The organism is Moraxella sp. CTOTU47616 (assembly GCF_032017465.1).
Taxonomy (GTDB): domain Bacteria; phylum Pseudomonadota; class Gammaproteobacteria; order Pseudomonadales; family Moraxellaceae; genus Faucicola; species Faucicola tetraodonis.
In genome coordinates, this window is the sequence record NZ_DALZPU010000002.1 from 346,615 (window position 1) to 373,244 (window position 26,630).

Sequence of the window (26,630 nt, forward strand, 5' to 3'; positions counted from 1 at the left end):
TTGTTATAATGGCGTTATTGTGTACCCAATTACTACGCCCTTTTATAAAAAAACCATAGGATATGTGTCATGGCAGCACAAACGCTTTATGATAAACTTTGGCAAGACCACTTAGTCAATCAACGAGACGACGGTTCTAGTCTTATCTATATCGACCGTCATTTATTACACGAAGTCACAAGCCCACAAGCATTTGAAGGCTTGTCATTGGCAAATCGTGACCCTTGGCGTTTGTCAGCAAACGTCGCCACCCCTGACCATAATGTCCCGACGGTGGCGAGCGAACGTAAAGAAGGGGTGGCAGGTATTAAAGATGACGTCTCTCGCTTGCAAGTAGCCACACTTGATGAAAACTGTGCCAAATTTAATATCACTGAATTTACCATCAATGACGTGCGCCAAGGTATTGTGCATGTGGTAGGCCCAGAACAAGGTTTGGTATTACCTGGGATGACCGTGGTGTGTGGCGACTCACATACCGCAACCCATGGTGCGTTAGGCTGTCTTGCCCACGGTATCGGTACCAGTGAAGTTGAGCATGTATTGGCAACACAGTGCCTTGTGCAAACCAAGATGAAAAATATGCTTATCAAAGTCGATGGCAAATTGGGTGAAGGTGTCACCCCCAAAGACGTGGTACTAGCGATCATTGCAAAAATCGGCACCGCGGGCGGGACAGGTTACGCCATTGAATTTGCAGGCGATGTGTTCCGTGACATGAGCATGGAAGGACGTATGACCGTGTGTAATATGGCGATTGAAGCGGGCGCACGCGTTGGTATGGTGGCCGTTGATGACACCACCATTGAATACGTCAAAGGTCGTCCCTATGCGCCTACGGGTGAAATGTGGGATAAAGCCGTGGCTTACTGGCAAACCCTGCATTCAGATGCTGATGCCGTGTTTGATACCGTCATTGAGATGGCAGGCGCGGACATCGCCCCCCAAGTATCTTGGGGCACCTCCCCTGAAATGGTGGTGGATATCAGCGCGCACGTCCCTACCCTAGATGCGGCAAAAGATGACGTACAGAAAGAGGCTTGGACACGCGCTTATGAGTATATGGGTTTGACCGCGGGTCAACCGGTCACTGACATCAAAGTGGATCGGGTGTTTATCGGCTCTTGTACCAACTCACGTATTGAAGATATCCGCGCAGCGGCGGCGGTCATCAAAGGTCGCAGAGTCGCAGATAGCGTCAAAGAAGCGATTGTGGTAGCCGGTTCTGGGTTGGTTAAACAACAAGCAGAAAGCGAAGGGCTGGATAAAATCTTTACCGCAGCGGGTTTTGAATGGCGGGAGCCAGGGTGTTCGATGTGCCTCGCCATGAACGCGGATAAATTGCAGCCAAAAGAACATTGCGCCAGTACCTCCAATCGTAACTTTGAAGGTCGTCAAGGCAATGGCGGACGCACCCATTTGGTCAGCCCTGCCATGGCCGCCGCTGCCGCATTAGCCGGTCATTTTGTTGACGTGAGAAATTATTAAGGTAGAACTATGAAAAAATATACCCTTGAGCAGGGCATTGTCTGCCCACTAGATCGCTCAAACGTGGACACTGACCAAATCATTCCAAAACAGTTTTTGAAATCTATCAAACGCACGGGGTTTGGTGCCAATTTATTTGATGAATGGCGTTATTTGGACGAAGGCTATCCTGGTCAAGACAATAGCAAACGCCCCATTAACCCTGATTTTATTTTGAATCAGCCCCGTTATCAAGGTGCTAACATTTTGCTTGCGCGTAAAAACTTTGGTTGTGGTTCAAGCCGTGAGCATGCCCCTTGGGCGCTCGAAGAATACGGTTTTCGCACGGTGATTGCGCCAAGTTTTGCCGATATTTTCTACAATAACTGCTTTAAAAATGGCATGTTGCCAGTGATTTTAAGCGAAGATGCGGTCAGTGAATTGTTTGCCGAATGTTTTGCCCAAGATGGCTACCAATTAACCGTGGATTTAGAAAAACAGCAAGTGATTTCACCCTCAGGTAAAAGCTATGCGTTTGACGTCGATGAATTTCGTAAGCACTGTCTGCTCAACGGTTTAGACGATATTGGCCTGACATTACAGCAAGCTGATAGCATCAAAGCGTATGAAGAGAACGCCAAACAATCACGCCCTTGGGTATTTGGCACAGGCGCGGCTTAAAATGCTGCTTGGTTAGGTAAATGTCCACTGTTAGTAGCGTTTCATCATTGATGATTTATCATTGATAGTTTATCCATCATGTATCCCATCCTGCGTATAAGCCGCGTCTAAAAAGGCATTTTTTGACAAAGGTTGGCATATTGGTTATGTTAGTCACATTTTAGCGTGCCTATGACTGTGTTTAAATCATGGCATCATCCGCCATGGTTATCATCATCTAACTATGGCAGCCACCCTGTTACTGCAATATTTTAGTTGCCTTTTTTGATTTGAGGGAATAACGACCATGATGTTTACGAAGCGCTTTTTTCGCCCTGACTGTTTGCCTGTTGTAGGTATAGCCATTGCGATTTGTTCGGCAGTGGCGCTATCTGGCTGTCAATCAATGACAAAGCAGCCAAGCGCACGCGCCAAACCCTCAGTGGTAACAGCGCCGCAACCGATTGCTGCAGGCAAAAGCACCCTAAAATGTACCGGCATTTATGCCTGTGAAATCAATCGTATTGGCACGTTGTCAGTTATTAATCAATCGACTCACACCCCGAGCGCTACACTTGGCAACCATAGCCAAGAGACTAGCCCAGTGACCGTCACACCTTTGATGAGTAAGCCGCAGAGCAAATCTACTATACCAAATTACTTGGTAAGTTTTCCCAGTGGTCAGCACGTGGTTGCCACCCGTTTTTATTTGGATGAGGATTTGACGACGGTTGAAAGTTTTAGTTTTATCCATCGTTTTGAAAGCGGTAAACGCTATGAGCTCAAAGCCTACCGCCAAATTCAAAAGACCGATTATAGTTTGCTAGCGCAGTCTGCCCCAACGCCCCTGTGTATTGATTTGTATGAAAATGCCAAACTTACCAATCAATGGTGTAAAAAACCTAATCAGCAAGGCGCTTTATCGAATGAATTTATAAAGATTGCTTTATAGATGCGCCTTAAAGCCTCACGCAAAAGCGCCTCTCAAAAAAGCGTCATTCAATAACGCCTGATTCGATTATTTTTTAGAAACTAACAAAATTTTAAAAGCTGCGTTGTCAGCAAAAAGTTGTGGATTAACGTGAAGGAAGTAACATGACAAAACAGATCGCCGTATTACAAGGTGATGGTATTGGTCCTGAAATCATTGGACAAGCTGTCAAAGTATTGGACAAATTAATCGAGCAAGGATTAGACGCTCATTATGAGTATGGGCTGTTAGGTGGTTCAGCGTATGATGCGCATGGCTCACCCTATCCAGAAGCTACCCAGACTCTGTGCCGCAAGGCTGATGCGGTATTGCTCGGTGCTGTCGGCGGCCCACAGTATGATAACCTTGAACGCTCAGTGCGCCCAGAGCGTGGATTACTGGCGATTCGTAAAGACTTAAATCTATTTGCCAATCTTCGCCCAGCCATTCTTTATCCAGAGCTTGCCAATGCCTCAACTTTAAAACCTGAGGTGGTATCTGGCTTAGATATTTTGATCGTCCGTGAGCTCACCGGCGATATTTATTTTGGTGAACCACGCGGTATTCGCACGCTTGAAAACGGCGAGAAAGAAGGCTACAACACCATGAAATACAGCGAATCAGAAATTCGCCGTATCGCCAAAGTCGCCTTTGAAGCGGCGCAAAAACGCGGTAAAAAACTCTGTTCAGTTGATAAAGCCAACGTGCTTGAGACCACAGAGTTTTGGAAGCAGATTTTCACTGAAGTGGCTGCCGAATACCCAGATGTTGAATTGACTCACATGTATGTCGACAATGCAGCGATGCAGCTGGTCAAAGCCCCAAAACAGTTTGATGTGATTGCCACCGGCAATATTTTTGGCGATATTTTATCAGATCAAGCCTCAATGCTGACTGGCTCTATTGGTATGCTACCATCAGCAAGCTTAAATGACACAGGCAAAGGGCTATATGAACCATCGCATGGTTCTGCCCCTGATATCGCAGGTCAAAATAAAGCCAACCCGTTGGCAACCATTTTGTCATTGGCGATGCTGTTACGCTATAGCCTCAATGATGAAGCCCGTGCCACACAGGTTGAGCAAGCAGTGCAAAAAGTATTGCAACAAGGGTTACGCACAGGCGATATCTTTGAACAAGGCACCACGCTGGTTTCTTGCTCAGAGATGGGTGATGCGGTCATCGCTAACTTATAATCTTTGATTACCCTAATTTTTACCCTGCATTAAAGGTAGTGTTAGCTGGTCTAACCTGCCTTTTTTTATAGCATTTTTTGCCAACATTTTTTTGAAAAATTTGTAAAATCCTGCTTATCTTGAAACCAGTTTTGCTATAGTATGCCATTATCGTTTCTCTAAAACCTCGATGACCTTCCATCCTCACTTGCTAAATTTTTCTTAAAATTCAATGACTATGTCTTCTTATCATAAAATCTTACCTTGCTTTACAAGCCTACTGCTTGCTATCAGTTTATCTGCCTGTCAACAGTCACCCAATCAAGCGATGGATGTACCCACAGTTGCGACAGCAAGTACTATAGCTAGTACTAGTACTGCAGCCAGTACAACCGCAAGTGTCGCTGCCTCTTCGCCTGCCCCAACGCTAAAAGCCAATGTCAGTCAACAGTTTATTGGCGCAAGCTTGGTGCAGCAACGACTGAAACAAGCCTTGCCAGAGATTGCCTATACCACTGATAATTTACCGATGGTTGCCCAGCAAGTAAACCAAGTGAGTTGGTCACCCACAGGCGCAATTGAATTAAAAGCCATGCCTGCCTCTGCGGTGGCGGCGTCACAAGCCGCATCAACCGCATCTGCTTCAGCGACCCAATCTGCGCCGGGTTTTCAATCAACTATTGACTATGCTGCGCTCAAACAATCTACTAATGACAATCCGTCATCCGTGGCTAACAAAGACGCGTTACCATCAAAACAAGTGTTCATTAAGCCTGATGAACTGCTGGTATTAAAGACCAAAGCACTGCTTAACTGGCATGGGCATAGTGTGGGTGCGCTGACAGGGATAATGAATAAAAATACCATCAAAGCGATGCAGGTTTTTCAGCAAAAGCACAATCTGCCCGTAACCACTACGATGGATGAAGCCACTTGGTCGGCGTTAACCAGCAACGAGACGTTAAATAAGCAGCCGATTTTTATCAATTATCAGCTAACGCGCGATGATTTGGTGATTACCAAAGCGCCCAAAGACATGCAATACAAATCAGCGCGTGAAGCGGTAGCTGAAAAATTCCATATGAGCCAAAAGCTGGTAAGTCGATTGAATCCCACCACGCCACTCAAAGCAGGTAACATTATCACCGTCTACAATCCTTATCAGCCTAATATGACGGAAGTGACTAAGGTTGTGAGCGATAAAAAGAAAAACATTCTATACGCCTATGCCGCTAGTGGTGAGCTCGTTGCCAGCTACCCAACAACAGTAGGTTCCAACTACACCCCTTCACCGTCTGGCAGTTTAAAAGTTAAAAATCGGGTATTAAACCCCACTTATAATACTGATTTTTCTTCCAAAGAAAAGTGGCTACCACCAGGACCCAACAATCCTGTGGGGCGCGCTTGGATTGGGTTATCAAAACGTGGCTATGGCATTCATGGCTCGCCTGAGCCTGAGTTAATCAGCGCGCAAAAATCACACGGTTGTGTGCGTTTGACCAATTGGGATGCGCTAAGTCTGTATGGCACGATTGCCGATGGCGCAGACGTGGTATTTGAATAAGTTTATATTGTATAGGCGTCGAATAAACACCCCAAAATTTGGGGTGTTTGGTTATTACGATTCTTGTCGCCAAACTTGCTTTCGTAAATCCTGCTTGGTCTGCCTGCGTTGTTTTTTGCGGGCGATTTCGACATCGTCTTTTTCATGCAGTCCGCCTTTTTGCAAAAGCGGATTTAACGCCAAGTAATTACGGGGTTTAACAGCCAAATTGGATTGCGCGATTGACGGATTTTTCTCCAGTTGCTCGCCCAATTTGATTAATTGTTTTTGGTTTTTCATGGTTTATCCTTTAATACACATCACTTGTTTGAGCGTATGCACGACTTCGACCAGCGCCGACTGATTCGCCATTACCGCATCAATATCTTTATACGCCTCTGGAATTTCATCCATCACGCCCTTGTCTTTACGGCACTCCACGCCCGCCGTCTGGGCTCTTAGGTCATCAAGGTTAAAATGCCGCATCGCTTTGCCACGGCTCATGCGTCGCCCTGCCCCATGTGAACACGAACACAACGCCTCGCTATTGCCCTTGCCTTTGACGATATAGGATTTTGCCCCCATCGAGCCAGGTATAATACCAAGCTCGCCCTCGAAAGCAGAAATTGCCCCTTTACGGGTTACGTAGACATCCTCACCGTAGTGATGTTCTTGGCTGACATAATTGTGATGGCAATTAATCGCCTCTTTTGTCAGCGTAAAATGCGGCAGTTCACGCTGTAACACATTGATAATCAGCCGCATCATCTCGCGGCGATTCTCTAACGCATAATCCTGCCCCCACTGCACTGCCTCGAGGTAATCGTCGAAACTATGGGAACCTTGGGCAAAATACGCCAAATCACGGTCAGGTACATGCCCAAAGCGGCTTTGCTGTTCCTTTTTGGCAAGGGTAATAAAATACTCACCAATACAGTTGCCAATGCCGCGACTGCCCGAATGCAGCATCACCCAGACATCCTCATTTTCATCGATACATAGCTCAATAAAATGATTACCACCGCCCAGTGTACCGAGCTGTTTTGCCCAAGTTCGCTCAAAGTTGCGCAGCATTTTGAGCAGCCCCTTGTGCTTATGGGTGATGCATTTTAAGCGTTTGGCAAGCGGGTCAAGCGTCGTCATTTTCACCATGATGGCTTGGTGCTGGTTAAAACCGACAGGGACTTTGGCTTCAATCGCTGCACGGATTTTAGCCAGATTATCGGGCAGTTGGTGGGCTTTGAGCGATAGTCGCACCGCGTTCATGCCGCAGCCGATATCCACACCCACCGCCGCAGGAATAATCGCATCTTTAGTCGGAATCACACTACCCACAGTCGCACCCTTGCCCACATGCACATCAGGCATTACCGCAATATGGTGATGGACAAATTCAAGCTGGGCAAGATTACGTAACTGCTGGATGGCTTCTCGTTCAATATCTTTGGTAAATACTTTGACAGGTACGCCATGTTGCGCAGATTTATTTAATACTAATTGAATACTCATATATTTTTTCTGTTTAAATGCTAAATTCACACCCTTAAAATTTTTAGCGTAGCAAATTTAGACCAATAAATGATAATTAAAAATTTTTGAAATAACTTTGATAAGTAAATTTAAACAATAAAACGTCGTCCAATCGTTTAACACGACTGGCAAACAAGACTGACACACATAAATGCGTTTGAAAAACTACATGCTCTGAAAAAGTTTTTTGTCGCAAGGTGCTTTTTAGCTATCCGACGATTTCTGTGACATGTAAAAATAGGGGCATGGAAAAATAGGGAAATTTTAGACAACAAAAAACCCAAATTATTACCATCACAATAAACACAATCAAAAGCCAATCTTCGCTTTATTCTCAGTCAGTTACTATTGATGGTGATGCTTTGGGTTTGGTAAATCAAAATCGGTAAATCTAGGGCGTATCGCATATACGCTGTTAAAAAACCAAATTTTAATTAGTTAAAACAGACGGCAGACACATCAACAGTGTTGTTTAGACGTTTTACGTTGTGAGTAAGTACGGACATCATGTGTCTCCTTTTTCCCTTTTGCTAGGGTGGCGGTTTTGGCGATGGTACTAACATCAGAATGCCAAAACAGAGCGGAAATAAAAATTTGATTGCATTCACAGTTTGATATGTTATCAAAACTAATGAATCAGCGACATACTATAAAACTTTATTTGTCGATATGCAAATTTTTTTATAAAAAAACCAGCGACAGGGGTCACTGGTTGTTTACAAGTCTTAAGGTAAAAATTAAGCTGGAATACGAAGTACTTGACCTGGATAAATTTTATTTGGGTCAGAGAGTAATGGTTTATTGGCTTCAAAGATTTTGTTGTATTGGTTGGTATCGCCATACACTTCTTTTGAAATTTTTGACAACGTATCGCCTGATTTCACTGTGTACATACGAGATTCTGGCTCTTGCGTCGCAACCGTGATATTGTCTTCCACTTGTGCAACATACTGTACATTACCTGCCGCTAGAATGGCTTTTTCGCGCTCTGCTTGGTTAGCAGCAGAACCATTAATGGTTACTTTGTCAGTGTTACCGTCATAGTTGACTGATAGATTGTCAATTTTGGCATTTTGTTGGATGCGCTGAATCAATAAGTTTGCAATCTCTTGTGCAGATGGCTCAGTAGAAGCGGCAGGCGCTGCGGTTGGTGCAACATTTGATGCAGGTGTCGATGCTGGCGCAGCGTCTTTGTTACGATGAAAGATTTTATCGCCGATGTCTTTTGCAAAACTAAATAGTCCCATTTGTTTTTCCTTATGTTGTAATATTTTAATGCACGCTTTTTAATGTATAGTTTGTTGAAACGCCTAAATAATCGTTTCAACACCTCAAATGACTAGAACGACCTCACATCACTACAACGATAATCGTGTTAATTATGACGTTATTCTAGTTGCCCTCTAGATTAGCAAAAACTTAAATTGATGAGCATAAGTATTTAGTAAAAGAATGTTACTGATTGCAAGTATCCTTTCATTTATTTATTACGTCATTTATTACGCCAATTTTCTATGCCATTTATTCCTTTAGGGTTAGGGAATAATGGAGAAAAACACAAAAGTGGCTAACATGACCAAATGGATGATGCCATGTAAAAAAGTGGTGCGCCCGGTACTTAAAGTATTGATGGTTATCATCAGCGTAATGACCAGCATTAGCCCTTCTTTGGCGGACAACCCAAACATGACGGGCGTTGCTGTGAAGATTGAATAAAGCGCGATAACAGGAATTGTCAACGAAATGGACGCCAAAGCCGAGCCTAACGCCAAATTTAAACTGTTTTGCAGCTGGTCGTTGTAGGCAGCTTTTAACGCGGCAATAGATTCAGGCAACAGTACCAAGGCAGCAATGATAATCCCTAACACGATTTTTGGCATACCCATCGCCAGCAGCGCCGCTTCCATCGCAGGCGACAACATCTTAGCAAGACCCACGACCGTCACCAAACTGAAAAACAAAAATCCCACACTCATCGCCGTGGTTAGCGCATTATCACTGTGATGCTGATCATCTACACCGTCGGCAATAAAATAATCACGGTGACGAATGGTTTGGGTAAAGATAAACGCGGCATACAAAATCAAACAGCAAATCGCTACAAACAGCAGCTGAGCACCAATCATAAAACCGCCTGCAGCAGAGGTGGTAAAATTGGGTAAAATAAATACGATTAATGCAATCGCCAATAACACACTAATTGCCGCTTTACTGCCATGCAAACTATAACGCTGTACATAATTTTTGATACCACCAATTAACAGGCAAATACCAATAATCCCGTTACAAATCAGCATCACTGCTGCAAATACCGTATCACGGGCAAGCACGGCGGCATCGGTGGGTGTACTACTACTCATGAGTGCCAAAATAAGTGCCACTTCAATCACGGTGACCGCCAATGCCAAAACCAACGTACCAAAAGGCTCACCCACTTTGTGAGCAATCACCTCAGCGTGATGCACAGCAGCAAAAACTGACCCCATCAAAAAAATCGCCGTCACGGTATTCATGATGATACCCGAGGGATGCCAAATCAAATGCACCGCAAGCACTAAAGCGGCAATACTTGGCAACAATAACGTCCAAATGGGTAAATTGATATTAAATTTTTGGTTCAGCCAAAATGTTTTCGCCATATCCCCTCCGCTCTATCTATATTTTCTAATCTATCATATAAATAGATAATATGGTCAAAAATATCAAAAATCAATTAAAAATGAAATTATTTCTCATTACTTTGTAATTTATGCCAGTAAATTATTGGTGTAAGACAAACAAAACCAATTAGCATACTCACCCAAAAATGCCATTGATAGCCCAAAAAATGCGCCATATAGCCGCTGGCAAAATGCGCTGAGCCGCCCAACACCGTCAATAGACAAACCTGCACGGTAAAATCACTCCCCGCATTGGCAGGGCGTGAATAATGCATAATGGTCGTGAGCATCGCAATCAGCGCCAACGATGCACAAAAATGCTCCAGTGCATTGACGACATAGAGCCACAAAAAATCAGTCAGTAACTGATGATAAAACCCATAAGCGACCAACCCATACAACCCTGTGGTCAGCGCTTGAGCAAGATTGAAATACAGCAGTGACGTAAAGCGAGTGAGTCGTTTCATCAAAATTGTGGCGACCCCTGCCCCAGCGACTGAGGCAGCCGAGCCCAAAATAGTTGCCCAAAAGCCAATTTGCTGCAAGTTGAGTCCAACATCAACCATCATCGGTTTGACCATACCGCTTGAAATGCCATCAGCAATTTTATAGGTCAATAACACCCCTAGCCAAGCCAGCATCTCCCGCGATGACCAAAAATATTGATAATGGTGGCTCAGGTAATTTTTTAGTGCCTTAAAACTGCCAGATTTTTCTGCCTGTACTTGTTTTTTGGAAGGTATAACCGAGGTGTTGGCGTGCTCTTTAAAAAACACAATGGGCACGGTATTCATTGCCACCAAAGCCGCCATGGCAAGAAAACTATTACGCCAGCCCCATTGTTCTAACAGCATCAGTAAAACACCGCCACCGATAATCAGCCCCAGCCGATAGCCGATGACTTGTACGGCATTGCCTTGGCTTTGGCGATGATGGTGATTGGTCGTTTGATTCACCGAATCAAGATTAGGCACAGGCATATCATGGGTCAGCGGTTCTTTGGGCGCCATAGCCGCTTTAAGCAAACGGGTTGCTAGCCCATCGGTCGCCACATCGTGTGTCGCCCCAATGAGGCTTAAGGTAAATAACATCCCATACAATGTCATCACCGAACTGGTTTGTGCCAAATTATGCGGTTCAAAAAATGCCACCGCAATCAGTATGACAATCGATAGCCCTTGCATCGGCAAAATCCAGCTTTTGGCGCGTCCGATTTTCTGTGAATAATAGCCGTCCACGACAGTAGCCCACAGGAATTTAAGCCCCCAAGGTACCAAAATCAGCCCCGACCAACCAATGGCAACCAGTGAGACTTTGTATTCACGTAAAATCGCTGGCAAGGCTTGGGTGATAAATCCTGCGGGCAAGCCTTGAGCCAAGTATAAGGTGAGCAGTAAGCCCAAGGTTTTATAGTGGGTCATACGAGTGTTGGATCGTGGCGCTGGCGACTTTGATAACGGCATAGGACTACCACAGGTAGATTATTTTTATAGTCGGAAGAGGGGCGTAAAAACTACGCCCTAATAACAAGATAAGCTGCAATGACAACACATAACAGATGAAAAATTAGTTAAATACCACCGTTTTATTGCCTGTGACAATCACACGGTTTTGTAGATGCCAACGCACGGCACGGGTCAGCACGCTACGCTCGACATCTTGTCCAATCGCCCGCAATTCTGCCACATGGTGGCGATGGCTGACACGGTGCACGTCTTGCTCAATAATCGGTCCTTGGTCAAGGTCAGCTGTGACATAATGCGCGGTGGCGCCAATCAGTTTGACGCCTTTTTCATACGCTTGGCGGTATGGATCAGCACCGACAAAGGCTGGCAAGAATGAGTGGTGAATATTGATAATTTTCATGTGCCAAGCGGCGGTAAATTCAGCGGACAAAATCTGCATATAGCGCGCCAGCACCAACAAATCACAGTCTTTTACCAGCGCTTGAATCTCGGCTTCTGCTTGTACTTTGTTGTCTTTGCTTACAGTCACTTGATGAAATGGCACACCAAAATTTTCTACCGCTTGGCGCAAATCATGGTGATTACTGACGACACAGGTAATCTCACAATCTAGTTGCCCTTGTTGCCAGCGCCACAGCAAATCAAGTAGCGCATGGTCATATTTGGACACCAAAATCGCCACTTTTTTACGTTTACTATTATCAAATAGTTTCCATTCCATTTGATAGATGCGAGCGACGGTATGCTCAAAACTGCCTTTCATGTTGTCGATGATATTGTCTAAATCATTGATAGCCATTTCAAGGCGCATAAAATATTGACCGCCTTCGGGCTCAGTCGAGTATTGGTCAAGGCTGATAATATTGGCGCCATAACGATAAAAAAATTCGGATACAGCTTGCACAATACCTGCGCGGTCTTGGCATTTAATCAATAAAGTTGCAGTGGCTAGTTGGCTCATGAGGTACTTCTTGTGTTCAATTTTCAAAAGATGCCATTGTAGCGATTTTTGTGCTGACAAAGAAGTCTAAACCCATCAAAAGCCTTGTGGGATATAAAAATTTTCTTGAGATTCGTTTACCCACTGCCTTTTAACCTAACTTTTAACCTATCTTTTAACTTAAATTACCCAAATCAACTTCGGTCAAGCGCCAGCGCCCTTTTTTCTTTGAGCGTCCACCTGCGCTTTGACCAGCGATTACCGCTGCCCCACCGAGCAATTTATTCAGTGTCTGACTATGATAGGCATGACAAATCGCACACGCCAACCCATCTGCCGCATCCGCTTGCGGCTGTATCTCAAGGCTCAACAAGCGCATGACCATAAGCTGAATCTGCTCTTTGTCTGCCGCGCCATAGCCACATACCGCTTGTTTGATTTGCCGTGCGGTATATTCAGCTACTTGCAAATCTTTGGCAACCATAGCGGCAATCGCTGCACCCCGCGCCTGCCCAAGCTTGAGCGCGGTGTCGGGGTTTGATGCCATAAATACTTGCTCGATGGCAGCGGTCATGGGTTCATTGGTGTATTTTTGATAATGCTCAACGATACGGCTAATCCCATCAAATATCCGCTTGAGCCGCTCGGGCATGGTTTCCCCTTGGCTGTAAGCATGAATCGTGCCTGCATCCAAATGTTCAAGTTTATCCCCACTCAACCGAATGATGCCATAGCCTGTCAGACGCGAGCCTGGGTCAATACCAATAAAGATGCTCATAAAAGATGCTCGTAAAACATGCTCATAAAAAAAGATACCCACAAAACAACTTTACTAAAAATGCAGTCGAAGCTAAAAATATAGTCAAATTATAGCATTTATCAAAAATTTAACGAAAAAATTGCTGAATTTCAAAAAACTATTTGATAGTTTTATGCATTACCCCCATCATTATTGCATTGGTTAATGATTCATCGTTTGTTCTTTATATCTTTATAGTTTATTCACAATTTAGGAATCGTATTTTCATGGGAAATATAGTTGGGATTGCCATTGTCTGGTTGATTATTGAGATGCTAGTTTGGTATCTAATCGCACAATTTGTCAGTGGCTGGTGGGTGTTTTTGTGGTTTGTCGTGGCTGGCTTTGTGGGTGCCGCACTCATTAAAAAAGGCATAGCCACCTTAAAACCGATGGCTGGACAAGCGCAAGCTGCCATGCTTAACCCTGCCATGCGTCCCAATGAAAATTCCGTGGTTAAAGCGATTGCTTTTGCGGTGGCAGGTATCTTGTTGGTACTGCCAGGTATTTTAAGTGATATTGCGGCACTTATTGTGTTATTACCCGCGGTACAAAATAAGTTTAAAGCCTTTGCCAAAGACTATGCCACTAAAAACCCAGAAAAATTGATGCAAATGATGGCAAGCAAAATGGGTGGTATGGATCCCTCAAAAATGGGTGGCTTAGGGGGTCTTGGCGGCATGGGTGGACAAAACCCGTTTGGCGGTCAAAATCCATTTGGTGGTATGGGCGGACAAAATCCGTTCGGGGGCTTTGGTAGCAAAAATAACAACGGCGGTAAATTTGGCACGACCATTGACGGACAAGCCAAAACGGTCAACTCCAACGCCAAACGCATCACCCGCTCTGCCAATGATGACTAGACAATCGATAAAAAATTGACTGTTAAAAATTGATAAATTTAAGGCATCCCTAGTATGCCTTTTTTTATGCCCTATTTTTGCGAAAAACTGGGTTTACTTTTTGCAAAAATTCATGCAATGTGATTTACTTAAGACAAAATTTGTTATATAAATTCTATAATGATACAATTTGTTTCGTTTTGGAATTTTTAGGTTTGAGCGTGATTTTTATTTTTGGTAAATAATATTAACAACATTGGTTAGCGACAAGGAGTGAATGTATGACCAGCAAAGTATATGACAGCGCAGCTGCGGCACTTGAAGGCGTCATCAAAGATGGACAAACGATTGCGGTGGGTGGTTTTGGTCTGTGTGGTATTCCCGAAGCTTTGATTGAAGCCTTGCGAGATAGCGGCGTTAAAGATTTGACCTGTATCAGCAATAACGCTGGTGTCGATGGTTTTGGTTTAGGATTATTGCTAGAGACTCGCCAAGTCAAAAAAATGATTGCGTCGTATGTGGGTGAAAACAAAGAATTCGAACGTCAGTTTTTATCGGGTGAATTGGAAGTGGAATTGACCCCACAAGGGACGCTGGCAGAAAAATTGCGTGCAGGGGGTGCGGGCATCCCTGCGTTCTTTACCGCCACTGGCGTAGGCACCCAAATTGCTGAAGGTAAAGAAGAACGTGAATTTGACGGTCGTCAATATATCCTTGAGCGCTCATTAGTCGCTGATGTGGCACTGGTCAAAGCCCAAAAAGCGGATAAAGCGGGCAACTTAATGTTCAACAAAACGGCGCGAAACTTTAACCCAGATGTCGCCACGGCAGGTAAAGTCACCATTGTCGAAGTTGAGCAATTGGTGGAAACTGGCGAGCTAGACCCTGACCAAATTCATTTGCCGGGTATTTATGTGCATCGCATCGTGGTCAATGCCAACCCAGAAAAACGCATCGAAAAAGTGACGACCAAAGAACAGACAAACTAGGATATAAGGAGATTACCATGGCATGGACTCGTGAACAAATGGCACAAAGAGCCGCTAAAGAACTACAGGACGGCTTTTATGTCAATCTAGGTATCGGTTTGCCAACCTTAGTGGCGAACTATATTCCAGAAGGCGTCAACGTTTGGCTACAATCAGAAAATGGGCTGCTTGGGATTGATGAATTCCCAACACCTGATAAAGTTGACCCAGATCTAATCAATGCAGGTAAACAAACCGTCACCACAGCGACCGGTGCGAGCTTTTTCTCAAGCTCACAATCATTTGCCATGATTCGTGGCGGTAAAGTCAACCTTGCCATCTTAGGGGCGATGGAAGTTTCAGACAGTGGCGATCTTGCCAATTGGATGATTCCTGGCAAGATGGTCAAAGGCATGGGCGGCGCGATGGACTTGGTCGCAGGCGTTCAACGCGTGATTGTATTGATGGAACATACCAACAAACATGGCGAGCCAAAAGTATTGGCTGAATGTACGCTCCCCCTGACAGGCAAAAAAGTGGTGAATCGTATCATCTCTGATTTAGCCATCATGGATGTGACCGATAACGGTCTAAAACTGGTTGAGCTGGCAGACGGTGTCACGTTTGAAGAATTACAATCAAAAACGCCTGTAACCATTGCCCAATAACACCTGCAAAATAACAGCGCTATTACAATCAAGTCAGCGTTAAATTGCCATTAAAAGGACAATGAAAAAAGGACAGTGATGCTGTCCTTTTTTATGGTTTTTTATGATTTTGGTTTTTTTACTTTCGCTTATTTGTCCTCTATAATGACATCACTATCAACATTTATCCAACACCATGATTGCATCTCGCTTCTCTCATCCCAAATTTATCACCGATGAAGACAATCCGCTGATTGATCGTAAATATCCCAATGAGATGACAGCCGATGACGGTGTGGCATTGCCGCAAATTTATCGGTTTGACTTTGCCGAGGTGCCAGATTTTAGCCAAACAGTAATGCAAATCACCCCGGTGATTGATGCACCCAACATGATGGATAGGCCCAGTAATCATGAAGCGGTATTGGAAAATGTCACCCCTGCTACTGATAAATCTGTGCGCATGGCTAAAAAAACGGCGTCATCGGTGCCGCCCACTTCGATCAAAAACCCCCTTACTTCTCAATCGCTAACCCGCAAAATCCCATCAAAAACACGCTCAAATCGCCAAGTCATTGCGCAAGCAAAAGCCCAAGCCAAACAAATTGAACAGCAAAAGCAACTTGAAGAACAGCAGCGCCAAGCAGAGGAAGTTGCGCGCTATCAGGCAGAGGTTGAAGCCGCGCTACTCAATCCCACACTGCATGAAGGACTGCTCAATCAGCGCAAATCCATTGCCGAATCACAGGCAGTGGTCAACAAACATGCGATTTTTGGCGAGCTTGCACAGGATTTGCAGACCATTCAATGGCTTGAGTCAAATCTGACAGAGCAAAACCGAGCAATGTATGAAAAAGCGGTTGCGCTGATTCAAGCAGCGCAATCAAGGGACAATTTATTAAAAAGCAACGTATTAGAAATCAATGCATTAGAAAATAATGTACTCGAAGAAAATGTAATCGAAAACACTCTATCAGCAGATAATTTGTCAAAAGCCGTACAAATAATTGATGAATTTGCCGAGAATGGTCTTGCTGATGCATTGCTGCGTCGAGCGCTGTGGCTATTTGAAGGCAATCACTTACTCAAGATTTCTCAAAACTCCCAACAAGCTTTGCTATTGTTGCAACAAGCAGCCTCGCAACAAGACAATCGCGCGGAGAAATTACTCAGTAAACTCTACTATGCAGGACATGGGGTCGAGCAAGATAGAGAGATGGGCAAATACTGGCTAGAGCTGGCTGCGGCACATGGTCACCCTGATGCCATACGAATTTCACAAGGTATTGCCACCCTGTCATTACTCAAGCAAACCCAACGCGAGGATACTAGCTATGGCAAAAAAATGGCGCTTGCGACTGCGGCGCTGATTATATTCATGATACTGATATTTGTGGCAGTTAAAGTTTAAAGACTTGGATGAATGCCGTGATTTGGATGTTAAACAAGGTTAAATATCCCAATCACAGTATTTAAAAAAATTTAGCCATCCGTTGGGTCGTCAGATGGCACTAGTACGACCTCGTCATCGCTATCCTGACGCTCATCATGCTCCTCATCATTAGCCTCATCGCTCGCCAAGTTTGGTGTCAGCAGCGGATAATTGTTTAAGATATAACAAAATAATTCAGCCGTTTTTTGGGTGTCATATAAGGCAGAATGCGCTTCATTGCCATCAAATTCTAGTCCAGCGAGTTTGCACGCTCTCGCCAGTACCGTTTGACCAAACGCAAGCGCGGATAAGGTGACGGTATCTAACACGGAAAACTGGTGAAATTGGCTTTGATTTTTGCTATTGGTACGCTCAATTAAAGCATTTAAAAAGCCCAAGTCAAAATGCGCATTATGCCCTACCAAAATACATTTGGTACATTGGGTCGATTGACGCACCGTTTTTAAATATTTAAAAATACGGCGAATGGCGGTTTTTTCATCTTCGGCAATGGCTTTTCGCATCGGGCTATGCGGATTGATACCGGTGAATTGCAGGGCGCGCGCTTCAAGATTTGCCCCTTCAAACGGCTCAATATGGGCATTGACCGCCTCACCTGGGTAAAAACGCCCGGTATCATCCATCAAAATTGGAATACAGGCAATCTCAAGCAAGGCATCGGTTTTTGGATTGAACCCTGCTGTCTCTACATCCACCACCACGGGCAAGTAATTGCGAAAACGGTTGGCAATAGTCATCGATTCAGTTGTGGCGGTCATACGTTACCTTGCGGAAAAAACAGAAAAAATAAAGGGTGAACAATCATACGGCTAAATTAAATGGCATCACTTTCCAGTCCAGCGTTTGTCCAGCCATCAGCGGGGTCAAATCCTTACCGTCAAGATAAGGATAATGCTCGGGGACTTGCCATGCTTCACGCACCAAGGTCACTTTATCACTATTGATAGGCAAGCCATAAAATTTTGCCCCGTGAATACTGGTAAAGCCTTCTAACTTATCAAGTTTGCCCACGCTTTCAAAGGCTTGCGCATACAAGGGCAGCGCAATCGATGCACTGTAACAGCCTGCACAACCGCAAGCATTTTCTTTGGTATGCGTCGCGTGGGGCGCAGAGTCAGTGCCAATAAAGAATTTGGGATTACCACTGGTTGCCACATCAAGTAATACTTTTTGGTGACTTTGGCGTTTTAAAATCGGCAAGCAATAAAAATGCGGTTTAATCCCGCCCACCAGCAGGTGATTACGATTAAACAGTAAATGCTGCGGGGTAATCGTCGCTGCGACATTTTTGCCCTGTGACAACACAAAGTCAGCGGCATCACTAGTGGTGATGTGTTCAAAAACGATTTTTAATTTTGGAAATTTATCAATGAGATTGACCATCACTTCATCAATAAAGCGTTTTTCACGGTCGAAAATATCAATATGATGGTGCGTCACTTCGCCATGAACCAACAGCGGCAAACCCAACGCTTCCATCTTGGCAAATACATCGGTGCAATGATTGATATGGCTCACGCCATCCGCAGAATTGGTGGTCGCACCTGCAGGATATAACTTGACTGCTTTTACTACCCCTGAATTAACGGCGGCTTCGATGTCTTCTGCCGTCAGTGACTCGGTCAAGTAAAGCGTCATCAATGGCTCAAATTGCTGGGAGATACTGTCATTGGGCACTCGCGCCAAAATACGCTCACGATAAGCGATAGCATCAGCGGCTGTTTTGACGGGCGGCACCAAATTTGGCATACAAATGGCGCGGCGAAAATTGGCCGCAGCATGTGGCACCGTCGTGGCAAGCGCCTGCCCGTCCCGTAAATGAATATGCCAGTCATCAGGGGCAGTAATAGTAAAAGTATTGATAGATGCAGTCGCTGCGCTCATGATTTCCTCGAACAGTTTTGAGAGTGCCTTAAAAAACAACGTCAAAAACCGATAACTGAAGCGTTGAAAAACTTGTGCATCATAGCAGTTTTAGGCAAAAAACGACATGAAAATATTCGTAAGCCAAGTAATCTGACAAATAATACGTCAGTTTATGTCGTTTTTATGCCAGTTAGTTTTTATGCCGGTATTAATGGGTTTTGGATTTATTGCTAGGTTTTTTATTCGCGTTATTGTTTACTTTGTTATTCGCTTTGTCATCTGCCTTATTATCCATCGTGTTATTTGCTTTTTTGTCAGGCTTTTTAGCGGATTTTTTGTCAGTGGCGGTTGTTGTTGATGAGGCTTTCTGCGCTTTTTGTGGCGATTTTTGTTTTACAGTTTTATCGTTAGCAGCTGATTTTTTGCTGGCGCTAGCAGCTTTTTCAGAGGGTTTCTTGTCGCCTTTGGTCATTAAGTTAGCTTTTTTGTTATCTGTTTTAGCATTATTTCTAGAGTTAGGGCTAGAATCAAGGTTAGAGTCATTGCCAAAATCAGGGCTAGTTGTTTTTTTGCGCTCTTTGTTAGGCTGCTTTGTGTCGGATTTTTTCGTATCTCGTGCTTTTTCAGCTTGCGCTGAATGCTTATTATCTTGTGATTTGTGATTATCTCGTGGTTTATTATTCTCTTGTAGTTCAGAGATAGCTGCTTTTTTGCCACGCTCAGTCATTGTAATCGGATTAGTCTTAGCCGCTACAGAGGCGACTTTTACTATCGCCACATCGTGATAAACCGGATGTGCCACTGACATTTTTGCTGAGGGTTGGGTGGCGGCGGGCTTATCTTTGACGCTCACCAACGCGCCTGCCCCGCCAAAAACGGTGACAGATAATACGGTGGCGGTCGCAATCCAATTTTTTTGTAGCTTATCTATCCAATCAGCGGGTTTGCGAACTTGCGGTTTGGCAAAAATACTGCTGGCTGTTTGTGCGTTTGACGTCACCGCTTTACTTATTTGACGATTGCCTTTTGAAATCACCTGTTGATTAAAGTGAGCCTGCGGGATGGTTATTGGTGCAATGTTAAAAAAATTGGACGCTTTATAAATAGTCATTTGCTGGACAATATGCTGTTGATAGGCAGGCAAATCAGTAATATTTTGAATTTTTGACCATGTTAATTGCTGTTGTTGTATTGCTTGAAAACTGACAGCACGCCTAAAACCCAGTGCATTTATCAGCCCCGTATCTTCTGGCGACATAAAAAAAACCGGCTGCATCGCAAGCCACTCAGTAATCTGCGCTGAGTCTATGGTGTTTTGTAGTGAACTTATTATATCTGCCAAATTTATCGACGCCAATGCAGTGATGGTTTGCCAAATAGTTAACAGCTTATCTAAGGGCAGATGGGTTTTTTCCAGTAGCACGCCGGCAATCATCGTTTTTTGGGTTTCATCATCAAACCACTGCTCAAAAATCGATGCGCTTTTTTTAGACAGTTGTTTTAGGGTTACAAAATTAATGCCGTTTTCAGTCAAATTTTTTGTAAATAATGTAGTGAAAAATTCGGGGGTAAAACTAGTTTTATCTGTTACCTGCGGCAAAGTTTGATGGATTAATGACGGATTTTGCTGAATTTTTGCCGATAACTGATAAAGCACGACTTTTAATAGCTCAGGCACCACTTTTTTTAGATAACAAATTGATACGTGTGAGCCATCTGCGACTATCGGTAGCAATGGCGGCAGAGCGTTTGCCCAAAAATGATATAACGATATATGGTCAATGATATTACAAGGCGTTGAAGGATTTTTTGACAGCATATTTCGTCACTTAATTTACATTTTTTGGCATTGGGATGGTTAGTGAGTTTTTAGCGATATCGTAGCTGCAGGGCAACTTCTTTATACGCCCTCTAAAAAAATAGCGTTAAATTTAGAAATCTTGTTGATACCTTACCATTTCAATTCGATTAAATTCATCAAATTATGATTAGAATTTGTTGTAACTTTTGTGCAAACTTAGTAAAGTAGACAACATCAAAAATTATATTTTAGCATCAATCACGTAACATTTTCTGCTCATCGAGAAATTGGTAATTTTTTCTGATTCTATTTATCTCTATCGATTTATTTAGCAGCCTTACTTACTTTCTCTAGGATAACTTTATGGCTATCTCTACCAACCTAATCAAGTCCTTTCAACTCTCGGCATTGACGACCGCACTTGCCCTCGCTGGTTGTGGCGGTGGTGGCGGTAATGATACATTGCCGCCGCCTTCGAATCCAGGTCAAAGTAATGGGGGTACCACAACTCCCACTACTAATGTTAAAGATGTTGATAGTATCACTATCACCAAATCTTTTGATACTTTCATTCTTAAACAAGACGAAAAGTTTACAATTATTGCTAATGCGTTAAAAAGTGGTAAACCTGTAGAAGGTGTAATTGTCGATGCAACCATTCCAGACCCAGCGACAAGCGGAATCTATGTCATTACACCAACACCTATTACCACCAATGCCAATGGTGAAGCAGCGATTGAACTGCAAATTAAAGATTTGGCAAAAGCAACCGCTTATTTAAAAGCAAACAGTGATAAACTTTCAATTAGTGTGAAACCAACCAATACCAAGCAAGCCATTACGAATGGAACAATTAGCTTAACTGGTGCTGCACCCTCTATATCTACTGAAATAACTAATGTTATTAACGATGCCCGTTCACTTATGCTTTCTCCCTCCAATGCAAACTTCAAACTTGAGGTAGGTACGCAAATTACAGTAAGTGCATTTGTCGCTGACAGTAAAGGCGGCGCTTTAAAAAATGTACCTGTTACTTTTGATTTATCAAATTTACCAAGTCTAGGTATTTATAATCTTTCTGGCTCTACTGTAAATACTGATGATAGAGGTATTGCTACAATTACTTTGCAAGTCATGTCTTTAGATAAAAGAGAAGATCTAAAAAATGGTTTCCAAGTTGATGCCTTTATTGATAGAGATATTGATTTAAAAGCGTCAAATAGACCAACCTTTAAAGGTGTTGATAACCTTGATACCAATAGTGGTTCGGTTACCGCTGAAAGCTTAGTTAACTCTATTATTCTAACCCCTAATGTGGACTCTATTCCCTTAACTACTGGTTCAACATTCACATTAACTGTAACGACTAATGATAAAGACAACAAACCTATTGGTAATGCGCCTATTGCCTTCACTTATCCAACACTTGCAGAATACGGACTGACGGTAGCAAATTCTTCGGCAACTACGAATGGATCTGGTCAAGCTACTGTTACTTTCACAGTAAACTCACTGACTACTGCTCAAAAAGCTAAATTAATCGAAGGCTTCACCGTTAATGCATCTTCTAATGGTAAATTTGCCCAAGCAAGCTTGACGGCTAAAAATGAAACAGCTGAAAGTTTAGTAAACTCAATTAGCTTAACCCCGAGCGTTGATACAATCTCTTTAGCGCCTAACGCTCAGTTTAGTATAACCGCAACAACGCTTGGTAAAGATGGCAGACCTGTTAGCAATGCACCTGTCGCATTTAGTTATCCCACACTCGCTGATTATGGACTAACCATAGCCAGTTCTTCTCCTAATACGAATGGTTCAGGCCAAGCAGTGATGACTTTTGCTGTCAACGCTTCTTTGACCACAGCCCAAAAAGCTAAACTAGCTGAAGGCTTTACGGTAAATGCATCTTCAAACGCTAAGACCGCTACTGCCGTTACTTTAAAATCTATTAAAGTAGCAACTGTTGCAGATATCGCTAAAGTTAATTTAGTTACAGACAAGGACACATTGACAACCAACACTGGCGACACCATCAATGTAACCGCGCAAGTAAGAGATACAAATAACGTTAGCTTAGCGAACATGCCTGTCAGCTTTACGCTATTGGATTCGGCAACTGCAACGGGTATAACTAATACCACCCCTCTTCAGGCAACCACCGATGCCAATGGTGAAGCGGTATTAACCTTCAAAGTCGGTGCGCTTACCCCAGATCAAAAATATTATCTACAAACTAGTGGTCTATCATTTAAAGCAACTGCCGGTGCTATCACTAGCTCAACGGTAACCTTAAGAACCCAAGGAGCCATTACGGCAAATAGCGTCAATACATTACTATTAACCAGTGATTCAGCAATTCAATTGGCTTTTGGCTCAAAAGTCAAAGTCACAGCACTTGCGATGGATAAAAATGGGGCTGTCGTGCCAAATGCGCAAGTCAGCTTCAAAGTCCCAACGGATTCTGGCTTGGTCAATAACACAGGTGCAGTTGTCAATACCAACGCCAATGGTGAAGCAACCATTGAAGTTGAAATCAAAGAACTTGCCAAGGCAACGACTGCTTTACAAAATGGTTTAGTCGTCACTGCCCAATCTGGTGTGTCTGTGGGTACTACTACCGTCCGCAGCGCAACAAGCAATGCCAATACTGAAGCCTACAAGCTATTTGTTAGTCCATCAAAACAGACTTTGACTACAGCTAATGATTCTTCAACCTTAACGATAAGAGTGACCGACGTTAATGGTGGTATCAAAGCAGGTATTCCTGTTCAGCTACAAATGGTTGATGGTATCGATAAAGGATTATCATTTAACAAAACCTCTCAGCTTACCACAGATGCAAATGGGTTAGTTATTGTTGACTTAGTACAATCTGATATTGGTCTAGCATCAAAACTCGACCATACAGGTAAAATTAAAGTCATCGTCAATGACGGTGTTTATAAACAACAAGAACAAGAGCTAGTATTTAAAATAACAGGTACAAAAGTCAGCAATCCTACGGCATCTAAAACTTCTGTAAATGACAGTGAAACTGTGATACTCAGTGGCAAATTAGTAACTGGGCAAGTAGTGAATGGTGTTGAAAAACCAATTGCAAATACAGAACTTGAGTTATTTAATAGCGCTGATCCATCGACAGTTTTAGCAACCATTAGTACTGATACAGTAGGTCAGTATACATTAAATAAAATCGTCTCTGAATTAGGTTCAACTGACAATAATGGCAAGTTAAACCTTTCTTTACGTGTTCGTGATACTGCTTTATCTACTTATCAAGTCTTTAATGATATCTATACATTAACCAAAGTTAACTCAGCCAATATTGCAATGGTTGTCTACAATACTACTAGTGTTATTAAAGGTGATGAAGCTATTAACAACGAGGTATCAGTTACTGATTCACATGCTGTTACATTAAATGTACCAAAGGCTATTATCACTTCAGCTAATTTTAATAATGCTGTAAGCCCTGTAATATATGTTTCAACGACTAAAGGTACATTAATTCAGGGAACACAAACGGGGACTCGTATTGCTGTTCCTGTTATTATTGATTCTGCTGGTGATTGGAAAGCTCAATTAACCATTAATTCTAATGTGGCTGGTAGTGCAACTATCAAATTTGAAACAGATAAGGCTATTGAATTAAAAACGGATAATGTTACATTCATCTCTAAAGATGTACGTAAACTATTCCTAAATCCAAATATCAGTATTGTCAACACGAATGGCGAAGCAAAAATTACCGCAACCGTTAAAGATGGTGATGATAGACCGATTAGAAATGCAATTGTTGAGTTCTCATTAATTAAAGATGCATCAGGCGGTAGAATTAGCAGTAGCTATGCTCTAACGGATGATAGTGGACTTGCGACTATCAGTTATTTTTCTGGCAAAATTCCGACACAAACAAACGGTGTGACCATACGTTCTACGGTAAAAAATGTTCGTATTGGTAACACTAATGCAGATGTAGGTCCACAAACAACAGATACGAGTTTGACAGTGCAAAACCAAGCTTCTTATATCGGTGTAAGCCTAGCTGACAAATTAGATACCACCTTAAATGATCCAGTCTATTATTTTAAAGATGGCTCGCTCTATGTGGTAAATAGCCTTGGTAAACCTGCAGTAAATCAACCTGTTTCTATCGCTATATCACCAGATTATTATAGAGGTGGTGAATTTACGGTTCTCACGAATAGCAGTGGTACTCAATATTGGGCTCTTCAGTATTATCGCAACTTTACTGATAGTAGCTTAATGAAAATTGATACAACATCACTAAGATATGCCACTAACTTAGATGAGATTACTTGCCAATCTGAAGACATCAATAACAATGGTATATTAGATATCTTTGAGGATGTCAATAACAATGGTAAGTTAGATCCATTTAATCCTGTAACGCTGCTCAGTCGTGATGGTACACCAGTTGCCCTCAGTGGTGATGGTACTGCAACACTAGTTACTGATAACACTGGTAAATTAGATTTCAAATTACGTTATCCAAAAGATACAGCAAGCTGGTTTACTGCCAAACTGACAGTGTCAACTAAGGTGGACGGCACAGAATCGAGAAACCAATTACAAAGAATTGAATTCCCTGTACTTGTTTCTGACGTTACAGACTTTACTATTAGACCAAATTGGAAAAGTCCATTTGCGTATGCCAATGTCATTAAAATTAACAACGATGGAAAATGTATAGCGCCATTACCATAATTTATTTCCCATCTAATGTGAAAACCCCTTACACAATGTAAGGGGTTTTTTATTAGCAAAAATTCAAAAAACTAAGTCAACATCCGCCCCCGTGCGGTGCGTACGATATAGCCTTGCTGAATCAGATACGGCTCAATCACATCTTCAAGCGTGCCTCTATCTTCAGCAAGTGCGGCTGCGATTGACTCAACCCCCGCAGGCCCGCCATTAAAGCGCTCCTCTAGCATCTCAAGATAGCGTCTATCAAGATTATCAAGCCCGCGTTTATCAACTGCGAGCATATCGAGTGCGCTATGCGCAATTTCAGCAGTGACGGTGCCATCGCCTTTAACTTGGGCATAGTCACGTACGCGGCGTAGCAAGCGATTGGCAATACGCGGTGTACCGCGCGAACGTCTAGCGACTTCCACTGCTCCTTCTTTGGTCATAGGCACGTTAAGCAATCCAGCCGATCTTGTGACAATGGTCGTTAAGTCCTCCACATTATAAAACTCCAATCGCTGTACAATACCAAAACGGTCACGCAGTGGCGAGGTCAACAAACCTGCTCGCGTGGTCGCAGCCACCAAAGTAAAAGGCGGCAAATCAAGCTTTATGGAGCGTGCAGCAGGTCCTTCGCCAATCATAATATCAAGCTGAAAATCTTCCATCGCAGGATACAAGATTTCTTCAATCATCGGACTTAACCGGTGAATCTCATCAATAAACAGCACATCACCCGGCTCTAGATTGGTCAGCATCGCTGCCAAATCACCCGCGCGTTCAAGCACAGGACCAGACGTTGAGCGCAAATTACCGCCCATCTCACGGGCGATAATGTTGGCGAGTGTGGTTTTGCCCAGTCCAGGCGGTCCAAATATCAAGGTATGGTCGAGCGCTTCTTTTCTCGATAATGCGGCGTTGATAAACACGCCCATTTGTTCTTTGACCACAGGCTGACCGATATATTCAGCGAGTAACGCTGGACGGATATTATTGTCATTTTGGTCTTCTGAGCGCCCCATCGGACTAATCAGACGCTGCTGCGAATTGGCACTTGAAAAAGGTGGAATCATAAGTATTTGACACTAGTTGCAAGTTTTAACAGGAATAATAGCACTGGCAAATTTTGCAAG

Annotated in this window: 21 protein-coding genes; 10 read left to right on the forward strand and 11 right to left on the reverse strand. The window is 43.3% G+C overall.

The genetic code is table 11. The features are described from left to right. The first annotated feature begins 69 nt into the window (after positions 1–69). The 5 genes from leuC to RTS10_RS03720 all read left to right on the forward strand — a co-directional run bounded on the left by leuC (position 70) and on the right by RTS10_RS03720 (position 5,836). On the forward strand, positions 70–1,488 hold the full coding sequence (leuC, locus tag RTS10_RS03700; RefSeq protein WP_099808268.1) for a 3-isopropylmalate dehydratase large subunit: 1,419 nt from the start codon (positions 70–72) through the stop codon (positions 1,486–1,488). A 9-nt stretch (positions 1,489–1,497) separates the two neighbouring features. Next, complete coding sequence (gene leuD, locus RTS10_RS03705; RefSeq protein WP_007114912.1) at positions 1,498–2,148, forward strand: 3-isopropylmalate dehydratase small subunit; 651 nt, start codon at positions 1,498–1,500, stop codon at positions 2,146–2,148. Positions 2,149–2,434: 286 nt separating this feature from the next. Beyond that, entirely contained in the window at positions 2,435–3,079 is a 645-nt protein-coding gene (locus RTS10_RS03710) for a hypothetical protein (RefSeq protein WP_007114911.1), read from the forward strand. 143 nt (positions 3,080–3,222) lie between these two features. Beyond that, entirely contained in the window at positions 3,223–4,293 is a 1,071-nt protein-coding gene (gene leuB / locus RTS10_RS03715) for a 3-isopropylmalate dehydrogenase (protein ID WP_312384154.1), read from the forward strand. 217 nt (positions 4,294–4,510) lie between these two features. Then, positions 4,511–5,836, forward strand: coding sequence for a L,D-transpeptidase family protein (locus RTS10_RS03720; protein WP_312539295.1), 1,326 nt, complete (start codon positions 4,511–4,513; stop codon positions 5,834–5,836). 54 nt (positions 5,837–5,890) lie between these two features. On the opposite strand, the gene RTS10_RS03725 is transcribed toward RTS10_RS03720, so the two are convergent. The 7 genes from RTS10_RS03725 to ruvC form a co-directional block, all read right to left on the reverse strand. Then, a complete protein-coding gene (locus tag RTS10_RS03725; protein ID WP_160001443.1) occupies positions 5,891–6,115 on the reverse strand; it encodes a hypothetical protein in 225 nt (74 codons plus the stop codon). A gap of 3 nt (positions 6,116–6,118) precedes the next feature. Next, positions 6,119–7,324, reverse strand: coding sequence for an RtcB family protein (locus RTS10_RS03730; protein ID WP_312539296.1), 1,206 nt, complete (start codon positions 7,322–7,324; stop codon positions 6,119–6,121). Between the two features lie 758 nt (positions 7,325–8,082). Continuing rightward, entirely contained in the window at positions 8,083–8,592 is a 510-nt protein-coding gene (gene lysM / locus RTS10_RS03735; RefSeq protein ID WP_007114907.1) for a peptidoglycan-binding protein LysM, read from the reverse strand. 288 nt (positions 8,593–8,880) lie between these two features. Continuing rightward, positions 8,881–9,984 (reverse strand): calcium:cation antiporter, encoded by a 1,104-nt coding sequence (locus tag RTS10_RS03740; protein ID WP_312539297.1) that lies wholly within the window; start codon positions 9,982–9,984, stop codon positions 8,881–8,883. A gap of 86 nt (positions 9,985–10,070) precedes the next feature. After that, the gene (locus RTS10_RS03745; RefSeq protein ID WP_312523280.1) at positions 10,071–11,468 is read right to left on the reverse strand and encodes an MFS transporter; all 1,398 of its coding nucleotides are present in this window, start codon (positions 11,466–11,468) and stop codon (positions 10,071–10,073) included. A 103-nt stretch (positions 11,469–11,571) separates the two neighbouring features. Beyond that, positions 11,572–12,432 carry a formyltetrahydrofolate deformylase gene (purU, locus tag RTS10_RS03750; protein ID WP_065252963.1) on the reverse strand — a complete coding sequence of 287 codons (861 nt, stop codon included), beginning with the start codon at positions 12,430–12,432 and terminating at the stop codon, positions 11,572–11,574. A 154-nt stretch (positions 12,433–12,586) separates the two neighbouring features. Further along, positions 12,587–13,189 carry a crossover junction endodeoxyribonuclease RuvC gene (ruvC, locus tag RTS10_RS03755; RefSeq protein ID WP_060994366.1) on the reverse strand — a complete coding sequence of 201 codons (603 nt, stop codon included), beginning with the start codon at positions 13,187–13,189 and terminating at the stop codon, positions 12,587–12,589. A gap of 248 nt (positions 13,190–13,437) precedes the next feature. Here ruvC and RTS10_RS03760 point away from each other — a divergent pair, with 248 nt between their 5' ends. The 4 genes from RTS10_RS03760 (at position 13,438) to RTS10_RS03775 (ending at position 17,078) form a co-directional block, all read left to right on the forward strand. Continuing rightward, positions 13,438–14,073 carry an FxsA family protein gene (locus RTS10_RS03760; protein ID WP_096489146.1) on the forward strand — a complete coding sequence of 212 codons (636 nt, stop codon included), beginning with the start codon at positions 13,438–13,440 and terminating at the stop codon, positions 14,071–14,073. Positions 14,074–14,333: 260 nt separating this feature from the next. Beyond that, positions 14,334–15,041 (forward strand): CoA transferase subunit A, encoded by a 708-nt coding sequence (locus RTS10_RS03765; RefSeq protein ID WP_007114900.1) that lies wholly within the window; start codon positions 14,334–14,336, stop codon positions 15,039–15,041. Between the two features lie 17 nt (positions 15,042–15,058). Further along, positions 15,059–15,688: a 3-oxoacid CoA-transferase subunit B gene (locus RTS10_RS03770; protein WP_050325035.1), complete on the forward strand. Its 630-nt coding sequence runs from the start codon at positions 15,059–15,061 to the stop codon at positions 15,686–15,688. A gap of 175 nt (positions 15,689–15,863) precedes the next feature. Beyond that, entirely contained in the window at positions 15,864–17,078 is a 1,215-nt protein-coding gene (locus RTS10_RS03775; RefSeq protein WP_312539299.1) for an SEL1-like repeat protein, read from the forward strand. 71 nt (positions 17,079–17,149) lie between these two features. Here the strand turns inward: RTS10_RS03775 and rnt are convergent, their stop codons facing one another. From rnt to RTS10_RS03790, 3 genes are all read right to left on the reverse strand, one after another. Continuing rightward, positions 17,150–17,878, reverse strand: coding sequence for a ribonuclease T (gene rnt, locus RTS10_RS03780; RefSeq protein ID WP_312539300.1), 729 nt, complete (start codon positions 17,876–17,878; stop codon positions 17,150–17,152). Positions 17,879–17,921: 43 nt separating this feature from the next. After that, the gene (gene pyrC, locus RTS10_RS03785) at positions 17,922–19,004 is read right to left on the reverse strand and encodes a dihydroorotase (protein WP_312539302.1); all 1,083 of its coding nucleotides are present in this window, start codon (positions 19,002–19,004) and stop codon (positions 17,922–17,924) included. 190 nt (positions 19,005–19,194) lie between these two features. Next, entirely contained in the window at positions 19,195–20,805 is a 1,611-nt protein-coding gene (locus RTS10_RS03790) for a hypothetical protein (RefSeq protein ID WP_312539303.1), read from the reverse strand. Positions 20,806–21,150: 345 nt separating this feature from the next. Here RTS10_RS03790 and RTS10_RS03795 point away from each other — a divergent pair, with 345 nt between their 5' ends. Further along, positions 21,151–25,515, forward strand: a complete 4,365-nt coding sequence (locus tag RTS10_RS03795) for a beta strand repeat-containing protein (RefSeq protein ID WP_312539304.1) — start codon at positions 21,151–21,153, stop codon at positions 25,513–25,515. A 71-nt stretch (positions 25,516–25,586) separates the two neighbouring features. Here the strand turns inward: RTS10_RS03795 and ruvB are convergent, their stop codons facing one another. Next, a complete protein-coding gene (gene ruvB / locus RTS10_RS03800; RefSeq protein ID WP_062331309.1) occupies positions 25,587–26,570 on the reverse strand; it encodes a Holliday junction branch migration DNA helicase RuvB in 984 nt (327 codons plus the stop codon). Between the last annotated feature and the right edge of the window lie 60 nt (positions 26,571–26,630).

Excerpts from the sequence above, each read along its gene's own strand:
- RTS10_RS03745 (WP_312523280.1), bottom strand. The coding sequence starts at position 11,468 with ATGCCGTTATCAAAGTCGCCAGCGCCACGATCCAACACTCGTATGACC.
- leuC (WP_099808268.1), top strand. The coding sequence starts at position 70 with ATGGCAGCACAAACGCTTTATGATAAACTTTGGCAAGACCACTTAGTC.
- leuB (WP_312384154.1), top strand. The coding sequence starts at position 3,223 with ATGACAAAACAGATCGCCGTATTACAAGGTGATGGTATTGGTCCTGAA.
- rnt (WP_312539300.1), bottom strand. The coding sequence starts at position 17,878 with ATGACCGCCACAACTGAATCGATGACTATTGCCAACCGTTTTCGCAAT.
- ruvC (WP_060994366.1), bottom strand. The coding sequence starts at position 13,189 with ATGAGCATCTTTATTGGTATTGACCCAGGCTCGCGTCTGACAGGCTAT.
- RTS10_RS03710 (WP_007114911.1), top strand. The coding sequence starts at position 2,435 with ATGATGTTTACGAAGCGCTTTTTTCGCCCTGACTGTTTGCCTGTTGTA.
- RTS10_RS03725 (WP_160001443.1), bottom strand. The coding sequence starts at position 6,115 with ATGAAAAACCAAAAACAATTAATCAAATTGGGCGAGCAACTGGAGAAA.
- RTS10_RS03775 (WP_312539299.1), top strand. The coding sequence starts at position 15,864 with ATGATTGCATCTCGCTTCTCTCATCCCAAATTTATCACCGATGAAGAC.
- RTS10_RS03765 (WP_007114900.1), top strand. The coding sequence starts at position 14,334 with ATGACCAGCAAAGTATATGACAGCGCAGCTGCGGCACTTGAAGGCGTC.
- leuD (WP_007114912.1), top strand. The coding sequence starts at position 1,498 with ATGAAAAAATATACCCTTGAGCAGGGCATTGTCTGCCCACTAGATCGC.
- RTS10_RS03760 (WP_096489146.1), top strand. The coding sequence starts at position 13,438 with ATGGGAAATATAGTTGGGATTGCCATTGTCTGGTTGATTATTGAGATG.
- RTS10_RS03790 (WP_312539303.1), bottom strand. The coding sequence starts at position 20,805 with ATGCTGTCAAAAAATCCTTCAACGCCTTGTAATATCATTGACCATATA.
- RTS10_RS03770 (WP_050325035.1), top strand. The coding sequence starts at position 15,059 with ATGGCATGGACTCGTGAACAAATGGCACAAAGAGCCGCTAAAGAACTA.
- pyrC (WP_312539302.1), bottom strand. The coding sequence starts at position 19,004 with ATGAGCGCAGCGACTGCATCTATCAATACTTTTACTATTACTGCCCCT.
- lysM (WP_007114907.1), bottom strand. The coding sequence starts at position 8,592 with ATGGGACTATTTAGTTTTGCAAAAGACATCGGCGATAAAATCTTTCAT.
- RTS10_RS03740 (WP_312539297.1), bottom strand. The coding sequence starts at position 9,984 with ATGGCGAAAACATTTTGGCTGAACCAAAAATTTAATATCAATTTACCC.
- RTS10_RS03730 (WP_312539296.1), bottom strand. The coding sequence starts at position 7,324 with ATGAGTATTCAATTAGTATTAAATAAATCTGCGCAACATGGCGTACCT.
- ruvB (WP_062331309.1), bottom strand. The coding sequence starts at position 26,570 with ATGATTCCACCTTTTTCAAGTGCCAATTCGCAGCAGCGTCTGATTAGT.
- RTS10_RS03795 (WP_312539304.1), top strand. The coding sequence starts at position 21,151 with ATGGCTATCTCTACCAACCTAATCAAGTCCTTTCAACTCTCGGCATTG.
- purU (WP_065252963.1), bottom strand. The coding sequence starts at position 12,432 with ATGAGCCAACTAGCCACTGCAACTTTATTGATTAAATGCCAAGACCGC.
- RTS10_RS03720 (WP_312539295.1), top strand. The coding sequence starts at position 4,511 with ATGTCTTCTTATCATAAAATCTTACCTTGCTTTACAAGCCTACTGCTT.